The 12,218-nt window shown below is 60.1% G+C and carries 10 protein-coding genes; 6 read left to right on the forward strand and 4 right to left on the reverse strand.

From position 1 onward, the window contains the following. The first annotated feature begins 7 nt into the window (after positions 1–7). The 6 genes from hisS to EXW71_RS19265 all read left to right on the forward strand — a co-directional run bounded on the left by hisS (position 8) and on the right by EXW71_RS19265 (position 6,982). A complete protein-coding gene (gene hisS, locus EXW71_RS19240; protein WP_134660186.1) occupies positions 8–1,297 on the forward strand; it encodes a histidine--tRNA ligase in 1,290 nt (429 codons plus the stop codon). Between the two features lie 41 nt (positions 1,298–1,338). Beyond that, on the forward strand, positions 1,339–1,980 hold the full coding sequence (locus tag EXW71_RS19245) for a tetratricopeptide repeat protein (RefSeq protein WP_123715342.1): 642 nt from the start codon (positions 1,339–1,341) through the stop codon (positions 1,978–1,980). After that, positions 1,973–3,124, forward strand: a complete 1,152-nt coding sequence (gene bamB, locus EXW71_RS19250) for an outer membrane protein assembly factor BamB (protein WP_123715343.1) — start codon at positions 1,973–1,975, stop codon at positions 3,122–3,124. The genes EXW71_RS19245 and bamB overlap by 8 nt, the downstream gene beginning before the upstream one ends. A 271-nt stretch (positions 3,125–3,395) precedes the next feature. Further along, positions 3,396–4,865: a ribosome biogenesis GTPase Der gene (gene der, locus EXW71_RS19255; RefSeq protein WP_016977675.1), complete on the forward strand. Its 1,470-nt coding sequence runs from the start codon at positions 3,396–3,398 to the stop codon at positions 4,863–4,865. 189 nt (positions 4,866–5,054) lie between these two features. Continuing rightward, positions 5,055–6,203, forward strand: a complete 1,149-nt coding sequence (locus EXW71_RS19260) for a pyridoxal phosphate-dependent aminotransferase (protein ID WP_123715344.1) — start codon at positions 5,055–5,057, stop codon at positions 6,201–6,203. Continuing rightward, on the forward strand, positions 6,191–6,982 hold the full coding sequence (locus EXW71_RS19265; RefSeq protein WP_134660185.1) for an amidohydrolase: 792 nt from the start codon (positions 6,191–6,193) through the stop codon (positions 6,980–6,982). The genes EXW71_RS19260 and EXW71_RS19265 overlap by 13 nt, the downstream gene beginning before the upstream one ends. Before the next feature lie 118 nt (positions 6,983–7,100). On the opposite strand, the gene leuA is transcribed toward EXW71_RS19265, so the two are convergent. The 4 genes from leuA to EXW71_RS19290 all read right to left on the reverse strand — a co-directional run bounded on the left by leuA (position 7,101) and on the right by EXW71_RS19290 (position 12,207). Next, entirely contained in the window at positions 7,101–8,780 is a 1,680-nt protein-coding gene (gene leuA / locus EXW71_RS19270) for a 2-isopropylmalate synthase (RefSeq protein ID WP_123715345.1), read from the reverse strand. A gap of 322 nt (positions 8,781–9,102) precedes the next feature. Next, positions 9,103–9,924: a M23 family metallopeptidase gene (locus EXW71_RS19280; RefSeq protein ID WP_134660184.1), complete on the reverse strand. Its 822-nt coding sequence runs from the start codon at positions 9,922–9,924 to the stop codon at positions 9,103–9,105. Positions 9,925–9,927: 3 nt separating this feature from the next. Next, the gene (gene xseA, locus EXW71_RS19285) at positions 9,928–11,307 is read right to left on the reverse strand and encodes an exodeoxyribonuclease VII large subunit (protein WP_123715347.1); all 1,380 of its coding nucleotides are present in this window, start codon (positions 11,305–11,307) and stop codon (positions 9,928–9,930) included. A 9-nt stretch (positions 11,308–11,316) separates the two neighbouring features. After that, positions 11,317–12,207, reverse strand: coding sequence for a LysR family transcriptional regulator (locus EXW71_RS19290; protein WP_134660183.1), 891 nt, complete (start codon positions 12,205–12,207; stop codon positions 11,317–11,319). Between the last annotated feature and the right edge of the window lie 11 nt (positions 12,208–12,218).

Here is a 12,218-nt window from a genome sequence, read left to right on the forward strand (position 1 = left end):
ATTAGATGTGAGCAAGTCTCTGCAAGCCATTCGTGGCATGAACGACATCCTGCCGGAGCAGACGCCACTGTGGCGTTACTTCGAGAGCACGGTCGCGCGTCTGTTGGATAACTACGGTTACAAACAGATCCGTATGCCGATCGTCGAGTTCACCGAGCTGTTCAAGCGCTCCATCGGTGAAGTAACCGACATCGTTGAAAAAGAGATGTACACCTTTGAAGACCGCAATGGCGACTCCCTGACCCTGCGTCCGGAAGGTACCGCCGCGTGCGTGCGCGCCGTGCTCGAGCATGGCATCACGGGTGGTGGCCAGACCCAGAAGCTCTGGTACATCGGCCCGATGTTCCGCCACGAGCGTCCACAGAAAGGTCGTTACCGTCAGTTCCACCAGATCGGTTGCGAGGTCTTCAACCTTGACGGTCCGGATATTGATGCAGAGCTGATCGTGCTGACCTGGCGCCTGTGGGGCCAGCTGGGCATCCGTGACGCGGTCAAGCTCGAACTCAACAGCCTGGGCACCAGCGAATCCCGGGGCCGCTACCGCGAAGCCCTGGTCGAGTACCTGTCCGCCCATCTGGACAAGCTGGATGAAGACAGCCAGCGCCGTCTGAAAACCAACCCGTTGCGCGTACTGGACACCAAGAACGCCGACACCCAGGCCGTACTGGTAGGCGCGCCGAAAATGGCCGACTACCTGGACGACGAATCCCGTGCGCACTTCGAGGGCCTCAAGGCTCGCCTGGATGCCGCCGGTATTCCCTACGTGATCAACCCGAAACTGGTTCGCGGCCTCGATTACTACAGCAAGACCGTGTTCGAGTGGGTCACCGACAAGCTCGGCGCCCAAGGCACCGTGTGTGCCGGTGGTCGCTACGACGGCCTGGTTGAGCAAATGGGCGGCAAGCCAACTACAGGCGTAGGTTTCGCCATGGGTATCGAGCGGCTGATTCTGCTGCTGGAAACCCTGGAGCAGGTCCCGGAAGAGATTTCCCGTCAGGTGGATGTGTACCTGTGCGCCTTTGGCGAGGCCGCCGAACTGGCTGCCCTGGCCTTGAGCGAAAAAGTACGCGACCAACTGCCGAACCTGCGCCTGCAGATCAATGCCGGCGCCGGCAGCTTCAAGAGCCAGTTCAAGAAGGCTGACAAGAGCGGTGCGCTGTATGCGCTGATCCTCGGCGATGACGAACTGGCCCAGCAAGTGATAGGTTTCAAACCCCTGCGTGGCCAGGGCGAACAACAAAACATTGCCTTTGATGCGCTAGCCGCGCACTTGGCCACCTGCGTCGTGCAGGGTTGAAGCTGTCGAACAGCCGAATTTAGCGATTAAGGAGTATTGGGGTGTCGAGTACTGATGATGAGCAACTGGCCGAGTTCAAGGACTGGTGGCAGCGTAACGGCAAGCCCCTGGTTACTGGCGGTCTGCTGGCGTTAGTGGTGGTGTTCGGCTGGCAAGCCTGGCACAAGTATCAGGCCAACCAGTCCCAAGGCGCCTCGATCCTCTATCAGCAATTGCTGGAAACCACGCTGACCCCGGACGGCAAGCCTGACCCGGCGCAGGTTGCTGACCTGGCCGGCAAGCTGAAAAACGAATTCGGCGGTAGCACCTACGCCCAATACGCTAGCCTGTTCGTCGCGAAAGTCGCGGTCGACACCGGCAAGCTGGATGATGCAGCCACCGAGCTGAAGGCCGTCGCCGACAAGCCGACCAACCCGACCCTGGGTGAGATCGCACGTCAGCGCCTGGCACAGGTATTGGCGGCACAGAACAAGGCTGACGAAGCACTCAAGCTGCTCGACGGCGATGCTGACAAGGCATTTGTGGCCACTCGCGAAGAGCTCAAGGGCGACCTGTTGGTCCAATTGGGTCGTACCGACGAAGCCCATGCTGCGTACCAAAAAGCCAAGGCGGCGCTGTCTGATGAAGCGGCGGTCGGTGGCTTACAAATCAAGCTGGACGACTTGGCCAAAGGGGATGCGTGACGTGATCCGTTGGAAACATGCAGCATTGCTGGCTCTGGCCGTTCTGGCCGCGGGTTGCAGCAGCAACAGCAAGAAAGAACTGCCTCCGGCCGAGCTGACCAGCTTCAAGGAAGAAGTGGTCCTGCAAAAGCAGTGGAGCCGCTCCGTCGGTGATGGTCAGGGCGACCTCTACAACCTGTTGCAGCCGGCAATCGACGGCGAAAACATTGTGGCCACCGATTCCACTGGCGTCGTTATGTCCATGGACCGCATGAACGGCGACGTCAAATGGAAGAAAGACCTCGACCTGCCGGTTTCCGGTGGTGTGGGCGTCGGCTACGGCATGGTGTTGATCGGTACGCTCAAAGGCGAAGTGGTCGCCTTGGACTCCAGCAGCGGTGAAGAGAAATGGCGCGCTCGCGTGACCAGTGAAGTCCTCGCCGCGCCTGCTACCAACGGCGATGTGGTCGTGGTACAGACCCAGGATGACCGCCTGATCGGCCTGGATGCCTCTACCGGCAATCAGCGCTGGTTGTATGACAGCACCCCGGCGGTGTTGACCTTGCGCGGTACCAGCGGTCCGATCGTGACCAATAACCTGGCCGTTGCGGGCCTGTCCACCGGTAAAGTGGTCGCCCTGGATACCCAGAACGGCGTGCCTGCCTGGGAAACCCGTGTTGCCATCCCGCAAGGTCGCTCCGAGTTGGACCGCGTAGTGGACATCGACGGCGGCTTGCTGCTGTCGGGCGAGACCCTCTACGTTGCCACTTATCAAGGGCGCGTTGCTGCGCTGGACCTGCAAAGCGGGCGTATCAACTGGCAGCGTGATGCTTCCAGCTATGCCGGTGTCGCCCAAGGGTTTGGCAGCGTCTACGTAAGCCTGGCGTCCGGCACGGTTGAAAGTGTCGACGAACGCTCCACTACTGCACTGTGGAGCAATGACTCCCTGGCTCGCCGTCAGTTGTCGGCACCGGAAGTGTTCTCCAGCTACGTAGCGGTGGGTGACTTCGAAGGTTACCTGCATCTGCTGAGTCAGGTGGACGGTCGTTTTGTCGGCCGCGAGCGTATCGACAGCGACGGCCTGCGTGCTCGTCCGCTGGTCGTGGGTAACATGCTTTATGTGTTTGGCAACAGCGGCAAGCTGGAAGCCCTGACCATCAAGTAAGAACTATGCTTGGGGTAGCCCCTCAAGCAGCTTCACCTGTAGGAGCGAGTGTCATGTGGCGAGGGGGCGTGCTCCCGCTGGAGCGCGGAGCGCTCCCAAACCGGCCAACCGGATGCAACTCATGCATCTTGAATGCCTGGTTTTGGGGGCTGCTACGCAGCCCAGCGGGAGCAAGCTCCCTCGCCACAGCAAGCTCGCTCCTGCAGTCGAGCACCAGCCGCTGCCTTGCAGCGGCTTTTGTATTTTCTGAAATAACGAAGTGGAGAGCCGCATGGTTCCCGTAATCGCCCTGGTGGGCCGACCTAACGTCGGCAAGTCCACCTTGTTCAACCGCCTGACCAGGACTCGTGACGCCATCGTCGGCGACTTGTCCGGTCTGACCCGTGATCGCCAATACGGTGAGGCAAAGTGGCAAGGGCGCTCCTATATTATTGTCGACACCGGTGGTATTTCCGGTGACGAGCATGGCATGGACGAAAAAATGGCCGAGCAGTCGCTGCTCGCCATTGAAGAAGCCGATGTCGTGCTGTTCCTGGTGGACGCCCGTGCGGGCTACACCGCTGCTGACCAAATGATTGGCGAGCACCTGCGCAAGCGCAACAAGCGTTCCTATCTGGTCGCGAACAAGATCGACAACATCGATCCTGAAGCGGCCCGTGCCGAATTCAGCCCGATGGGCCTGGGCGATGCGATTCCGGTCGCCGGCGCTCACGGTCGCGGTATCACCCAGATGCTGGAAATCGCCCTGCGCGATTTCCCTAAGGATGATGTCGAGGAAGAAGAAGGCGAAGAGGAAATCGTTGCCGAAGGCGAGGAAGCCAAGCGCATTCCTGGCCCGAGCGAAAAAGACGGTATCAAGATCGCCATCATCGGCCGTCCGAACGTCGGTAAGTCGACACTGGTCAACCGCATGCTCGGTGAAGACCGGGTTATCGTGTACGACCAACCCGGCACTACCCGCGACAGCATCTATATCCCGTTCGAACGTAACGAGGAAAAGTACACGCTGATCGACACCGCTGGTGTGCGCAAGCGCGGCAAGATCCACGAGGAAGTTGAAAAGTTCTCGGTGGTGAAGACCCTGCAGGCGATCAAAGACGCCAACGTGGTGATCTTTGTGATGGATGCCCGCGAAGGTGTGGTCGACCACGACCTCAACCTGCTGGGCTTTGCCCTGGAGGCTGGTCGCGCACTGGTCATCGCGATCAACAAGTGGGATGGCATGACGCCCAGCGAGCGCGATTTCGTCAAGATCGAGCTGCAGCGTCGCCTGTTCTTCGTCGAGTTCGCCGATATCCACTTTATCTCGGCCCTGCACGGCACCGGTGTGGGTAACCTCTACGCCTCCGTACAGAACTCGTTCAAGTCCGCGGTGACCCGCTGGCCGACCAACCGTCTCACCCAGATCCTGGAAGACGCGGTGGGCGAGCACGCGCCACCGATGGTCAACAACCGCCGGATCAAACTGCGTTATGCCCACTTGGGCGGTGCCAACCCGCCGATTATCGTGATTCACGGTAATCAGATCGAGAAGGTGCCGAAGTCCTATGTGCGCTACCTGGAAAACACCTACCGCCGCGTCTTGAAACTGGTCGGTACGCCGATTCGTATCGAGTTCAAAGGTGGCGAGAACCCATACGAAGGCAACAAGAACACCTTGACTGACCGTCAGGTGAACAAGAAGCGTCGTTTGATGACTCACCACAAGAAGGCCGACAAGAAGCGCCGAGATAAAAAGTAGGGCAGCGACTAGTGGCAAGCGGCAAGTAACAGCGAGATTACTTGTAGCTTGTAGCTAGCGGCTCGACACTCAAAATGCCAGGCACAAAAAAGGGCTCTAAATGAGCCCTTTTTTGTGCCTGGCATTTTGGCTCTTGACCTACTTGCAGCTTGCAGCTTAAAACTTTCAGCTCACCCGAAGGGGGCTCCCATGATCACCAGCAAGCTGCCGAATGTCGGCACGACCATTTTCACCACCATGTCGCAACTCGCCGCCGAAACCGGCGCGCTCAACCTGTCCCAGGGTTTCCCGGACTTCAATGGCCCCCAGGGTTTGCTCGACGCGGTGGGCAAGCATGTCGCCCTGGGGCACAACCAATATGCGCCAATGACCGGTCTGCCGGTGCTGCGTCAGCAGGTGGCAGCCAAGATCGCGCGCAGTTATGGCGCCGTGGTCAATGCTGACAGTGAGGTGACCATCACCCCCGGTGCTACCGAGGCGATCTTCTGTGCGATCCAGACAGTGATTCGCAACGGTGATGAAGTCATCGTGTTCGACCCCAGTTACGACAGCTACGAACCCTCCGTCGAATTGGCCGGCGGTCGTTGCGTACATGTGCAACTGAGCCCGCAAGGCTTTGCCCTGGATTTTGAAAGGATCAAGGCTGCGCTCTCGCCGCGCACGCGCATGATCATCCTCAATACCCCGCACAATCCTACCGGCGCATTGATCAGTCGTGCCGAGTTGGACCAGTTGGCCGAACTGATCCGCGACCGCGATATTTATCTGGTCAGCGATGAGGTTTATGAGCATCTGGTATTTGATGGCGTATCACACGTCAGCGTGCTGGCCCATGAAGAGCTGTACCAGCGTGCGTTCGTGGTCAGTTCTTTCGGCAAGACCTACCACGTCACTGGCTGGAAAACCGGCTACGTAGTCGCGCCACCGGCCCTGACGGCCGAACTGCGCAAGGTGCATCAATATGTCAACTTCTGCGCGGTGACGCCGCTGCAGTATGCTTTGGCGGACTTCATGGCCGAACATCCGGAGCATGTCGACGAACTGCCGGCGTTCTACCAGGCCAAGCGCGATCTGTTCTGCGACCTGCTCGCACCGTCGCGTTTCAGTTTTACCCGGGTGACCGGCACTTACTTTCAACTGGTGGATTACTCACAGATTCGCCCGGACCTGGATGACGTTGCCATGTCACTGTGGATGACCCGCGAACATGGCGTGGCGACCATCCCGGTCTCAGTGTTCTACCAGCACCCACCCCAAGGCCAGCGCCTGGTGCGCCTGTGCTTTGCCAAACGCGAGGAGACGCTGCGACAAGCGGCCGAAAAGCTATGCGTGATCTGAGTACATTGCCGAATCTGAATATTGCCCTGGTCCAGACCAGTCTCGTCTGGCATGACCGACAAGCCAACCTTGAACATTTCGAGCTGTTGCTGGAGCAGATCACAGGGGCTGACCTGATCGTGTTGCCGGAGATGTTCACCACCGGTTTTTCTATGGAATCGGCCATGCTTGCCGAGCCGGAACACGGGCCAACCCATCAATGGCTGCAGGCCCAGGCGGCGAAACACAATGCGGTGCTCACCGGCAGCGTCATCATCAAGGCGGCCGACGGCAGCCACCGCAATCGCCTGCTGTGGGCGCGTCCGGATGGTGAAGTGCTGCATTACGACAAGCGCCACCTGTTCAGAATGGCCGGCGAGCACGACCACTACACGCCCGGCGAGCGCCAGGTGCAGTTCGAATTGAAGGGCTGGCGCATTCGCCCGCTGATTTGCTACGACCTGCGCTTCCCGGTGTGGAGCCGCGATGCCCATGACACTGACCTGCTGCTGTACACCGCCAACTGGCCGGGGGCACGGCGACTGCATTGGAATCGGCTGTTGCCTGCACGGGCTATCGAAAACCTGTGCTATGTGGCGGCGGTGAACCGGGTCGGTACGGATGGCAAAGGCTTTGTCTATACCGGCGACAGCCAGGTGCTGGATTTCCAGGGTGAGACCTTGCTGAGCGCAGGGGAGGCGGACGGGGTGTTCCAGGTGTGCCTGGACGCGGCTGAACTGGCGGCGTATCGCACGCGGTTTCCGGCTAATCTGGATGCGGATACTTTCCAGTTGGTCTGATGGATTTTTGCTGGCGGGAATATTGCTCCCGATGAGGCCAGACCGATCACCACACCTCTTAAATAAAAAGGCCCCTGGATTCTCACCCAGGGGCCTTTTGCATGTCAGCGGTAAGTGCTTACGCCGCTTTCGCTTCCAGCTGGCTCAACGAGCGGTTCAGCGCACTGAATACCGCCTTAAAGCTCGCCGTGGTGATGTTTTCATCAATCCCCACACCGTGCACCGGGCGCTCGCCATTCACACGCAATTCAATGTAGGCCGCCGCCTTGGCATTGGTACCTGCACCGATAGCATGTTCGTTGTAGTCCATGATCTCCACCTTGATCGGCAGGGAGGCGACCAGGGCTTCCAGGGTGCCGTAGCCCTTGCCCTGCCAGCGCAGGTTGGTTTCACCTTGGCCTTTGCCGGAGACTTCCACTTCTACCGTACTGTTGCCGTTCTCTTCCTGCAGGCGATGGCTGACCAGCGCGTAGGGGGTGTTGGCTTGCAGGTACTCACGCTGCAGCAAGGCATAGATCTGCGGAGCAGTCATCTCCAGGCCCACGCGGTCGGTTTCAGCCTGAACCACTTGGCTGAACTCGATCTGCATGCGACGCGGCAGGCTGATGTCGTATTCCTGCTCCAGCAGGTAGGTGATGCCGCCTTTGCCCGACTGGCTGTTCACGCGAATCACCGCTTCGTAGCTGCGGCCGATGTCGGCCGGGTCGATCGGCAGGTACGGCACTTCCCACAGCGCATCGTCTTTTTGCTGGGCGAAGCCTTTGCGGATCGCGTCCTGGTGAGAGCCGGAGAAGGCGGTGTGCACCAGGTCGCCGACGTACGGGTGGCGTGGATGAACCTGGATCTGGTTGCACTCCTCGACGACCTTGCGCACGCCATCGATGTCGGAGAAGTCCAGCTGCGGGTCGAGGCCCTGGGTGTACATGTTCAGTGCCACGGTGACCAGGTCGACGTTGCCGGTACGTTCGCCGTTGCCGAACAGGCAGCCTTCGACACGGTCGGCACCGGCCATCAGGCCCAGCTCGGTGGCGGCAACGCCGGTGCCCCGGTCGTTGTGGGTGTGCAGGCTGATGATCACGCTGTCACGACGGTTGATATGGCGACCGAACCATTCGATCTGGTCGGCATAGATATTCGGCGTGGCGCATTCAACGGTGGCCGGCAGGTTGAGGATCATCTTGTGCTCAGGTGTCGGGTTCCACACCTCGATCACCGCGTCACACACTTCCTTGGCGAACTCCAGCTCGGTGGCGCTGAACGTCTCCGGGGAGTATTCGAAGGTCCACTGGGTTTCAGGCTGCAGGGCGGCGTATTTGACGAACAGCTTGGCGGCGTTGACCGCGATGGCCTTGATGCCTTCCTTGTCCTGGTTGAACACGATGCGACGGAACGACGGCGACGTGGCGTTGTACAGGTGCACGATGGCTTTCTTGGCGCCGCGCAGGGATTCGAAAGTCCGTGCAATCAGGTCTTCACGGCCCTGGGTCAGCACCTGGATAGTGGTGTCCTCGGGGATGTGGTTGTCTTCGATCAGGGTGCGTACAAAGTCGAAGTCGGTTTGCGAAGCTGCCGGGAACGAGGCTTCGATTTCCTTCACGCCGACAGCCACCAGGGTCTTCCAGAAGCGCAGCTTTTTAACCGCGTCCATTGGCTCGATCAGCGACTGGTTGCCATCACGCAGGTCGGAACTGCACCAGATCGGCGCGGTGGTGATGGTTTTCGAAGGCCAGGTGCGGTCCGGGATATCGATAGTCGGGAAGGCGCGGTACTTGGAAGATGGGTCTTTGAGCATGCTCATCAGAAGAATCCTTGTTGTAGGGCCGAGAAGAGGCGGCCTGCCGGAAAGCGTTTATTAGGGATAAAACCGGGGACGAGGCAGATCGATTCAGCCTGGCAGTCGTGCGCTGACAAGGCACAGGCTGCGGTGCTGGCGGAGCTGAATGAGGGTGTGAGAGGTTTTCATAAGCTCAACCCTAACCGCCGAGGTGAAAGATGGCAAGCAGTCGAAAAAAATTGAGAGAAGTTCTGCTATTGGCGTAAAAAACGAGATTTTATGGTCGTTAAGTGTGTGGTGTCTGGTTTTTATTGCGCGCCCATTGGCAGGCGCGCAATCGAGTCTATCAGGGTTGGAACGCGCCGATAAAGATCGCCGGGTCCACTCGCGCATCATTGAGGCTGACGTTCCAATGCATATGCGGCCCGGTCGCACGGCCTGTAGAGCCGACCTTGCCGACCACCGCGCCGCGTGCCAGTTGATCGCCCACTTTCACGTCGATCTTCGACATATGGCAAAACATGCTGATAAAGCCTTGGCCATGGTCGACAAACACGGTGTTGCCGTTGAAGAAGTAGTTGCCGGTCAGGACCACTTTCCCAGCCGCAGGGGTTTTGATCGGGGTGCCGGCACCGACGGCAAAGTCCAGGCCGGAATGAGGGTTACGCTCCTCGCCATTGAAGAAGCGGCGCACGCCGAACTTGCTCGACAGCGGTCCGTTCACCGGTTTATCCAGCACCAGGTTGCTCGGCACGTTGGGGCTGAAGGTGCGGTATGCCTTGATCTGCACCGCCAACTCGCCCTCGATACGCTTGAGTTGCGCCGGATCGGGGTTGACCTGGCTTTTGTTTTTCAAGGTGATGCGTTGTTCCGGGTATTTCTTGTAACCGACGATAAATGGCAGATTGCGCCCGCCGCTGTTGATGCGCTCGTTTCCCGGTTTAACCGTCAGTGGAATGCCGACAATCGCCAGCCAGTTGTCCTGCTCCTTGACCACCAGCACCGGTTTGCCCTGATACGTGGCTTTGGGGGCCATCGCCGATGGGCCGAGATCGACCACGGCAACGCCGCCGGGCACCGGTTTGTTCAAGGTACGGGTGATGTAGCTGTCCGCATGGGCATTAAAGGCAAGGCACAGCAGCATCAACAGGCTGAATAAGCGTGGCATTGATCAATCCAGTAACGAAAGAGTGACGGGGGTCAGGTGGTTGTCTTCAACCCGCACCTGCAGTTCGCCTTCACCGAGGCGAGCGGTCAGGCGCTGGCCGGTGTGGGTTTGCGCGGCGTTGCGGATGGCCTGGCCGCGTTCATCCAGCAGGATGCTATAACCGCGGCCCAGGGTTGCCAGCGGGCTGACCACCTGCAGCGTCTGCACCTGGCTTTGCAGTTGCAGGCGGCGCGCCTTCAGGCCTTCGCGCATGGCGCGGGGCAGGCGTTCGGCGAGGCTATCCAGGCGTTGGCGCAACAAGGCCAGTTGGCGTCCGGGATGTTGGCCGGCCAGGCGGGTTTCCAGGCGAATCAGGCGTTCGCGACGGGTATTGAGGCTGCGTTCGAACGCGCGGCGCAGGCGCATGTCCAAGTCATCCAGGCGCTGGGCTTGCTGGCGCAAACGTTCACCGGGATGGCGCAGGCGGCGTGCCAAACCCTCCAGGCGCAGGCGGTCGTGGCTCAGGCGGTTGCGCATCAGCATCACCAGGCGGCGATGCAGGTTTTCTACCTGGCGCACCAGATGGCTGGCGTCCGGCGCCAGTAATTCAGCGGCGGCGGAGGGGGTAGGGGCGCGCACATCGGCCACGAAGTCGCTGATGGACACGTCTGTTTCATGGCCGACCGCGCTGACAATGGGCGTTACACAGGCATCGATTGCGCGGGCTACGGCCTCCTCGTTGAAGCACCAGAGGTCTTCCAGCGAGCCTCCGCCTCGGGCCAGGATCAATGCGTCAAAACCCCGGGCGTCGGCGAGTTTCAGCGCGCGCACAATTTGCGGAATTGCTTCGCGACCTTGCACGGCGGTCGGGATCAGTGTCAGTTCGACGTTTGGTGCCCGGCGGCCGAACACACTGATGATGTCGCGGATCACCGCGCCGGTCGGCGAGCTGATGATGCCAATGCGTCGAGGGTGGGCCGGCAGCGGCACTTTGCGTTCGGCACTGAACAGGCCCTCGGCACTGAGTTTTTCCTTCAAGGCATCGAACGCCAGGCGCAGAGCGCCATCGCCGGCAGGCTCAACGGTATCAAGGATCAACTGGTAGTCGCCACGGCCCTCGAACAGCGAGACCTTGCCACGTACCTTCACCGCCAGGCCGTCCTTCAAGGCTTGGCGCACCCGTGCGGCATTGTTGCGAAACAGCGCGCAACGGACCTGGGCGCCACTGTCCTTGAGGGTGAAGTACACGTGGCCGGAGGCTGGGCGGGCGAGGTTGGATATCTCGCCTTCAACCCAGATATTGGTGAACACGTCTTCCAGCAACACCCGCGCGCGGCCGTTGAGCTGGCTGACAGTCAGGACTTCACGGTCCAGGCCCAAACGGGCAAAGGGATCTTTAATCATGGCGGCAGTTTATAGGCATTCGCGCAGGGTTTGGCAGAATTGCGCCACCAGCGCGTTGGGCGTGTGCGCGCAGGCCAGGGCCACGGTGCTCAAGCAGTCCGGGTCGGCGAGGGGCAAAAAGTGCAGGTTGGGCGGGGCAATGTCCTGCATGGATTTTGGTAACAAGGCGATACCGAAACCGGCCTGGATCAGTTGCAGCTGGGTGGTCTTGCGCGACATCACTCGCGCCGCCTTGGGGAAAAATCCCGCGCGCATGCACAGTTCCGCCGACAGATAACTCAGGCCACCACGTTGGGGATGGGGGATCGAGATAAACGCTTCATCCTTGAGCTGCGCCGATTCAATCGGCCTGTCAGTGCGTGCCAGTGGATGGGTTGGCGGCACCGCCAGCAACAATTGCTCGCTATATAAAGGCTCTATGCATACGCCTTCACGTTGGCGCAGTGCTGGCAGGCGTAACAGCCCGACGTCCAGGCGACCCTCGGCGATTTCCTCCAGTTGCGCTTCGGAGGAGAGTTTGGCGATATCCACCGACACTCCGGGGCAGCGCTCCAGCCAGGTACTGATGCCTTGCAGCAACGGGCCGCTCATCGGCACGGTGCTTGAGTGGCTCAGGCGCAGGGTACCCAGTTGGCCGTGGCCCACTTGCGTCGCCATCTCGCTGGCCTTGAGCAGCTCACTCAGCAGATTTCGCGCCCGTGGATAGAAGGCTTCACCGGCGGCGGTGAGTCGCGGCTGGCGTGCGGTGCGCTCGAACAGCGGGGTTTGCAGCTGGGTCTCCAGCGCCTTGATCTGTCGACTCAGGGCCGATTGTGCGACAAACAAGCGTTCTGCGGCCGCGCTGAAGCTGCCGCTGTCGGCGATTTCGACGAAGTAACGCAACTGGCGGGTAGAGATCACGCGTCATGCCT

It is taken from the genome of Pseudomonas sp. BCA17, assembly GCF_004519405.1.
Taxonomy (GTDB): Bacteria; Pseudomonadota; Gammaproteobacteria; order Pseudomonadales; family Pseudomonadaceae; genus Aquipseudomonas.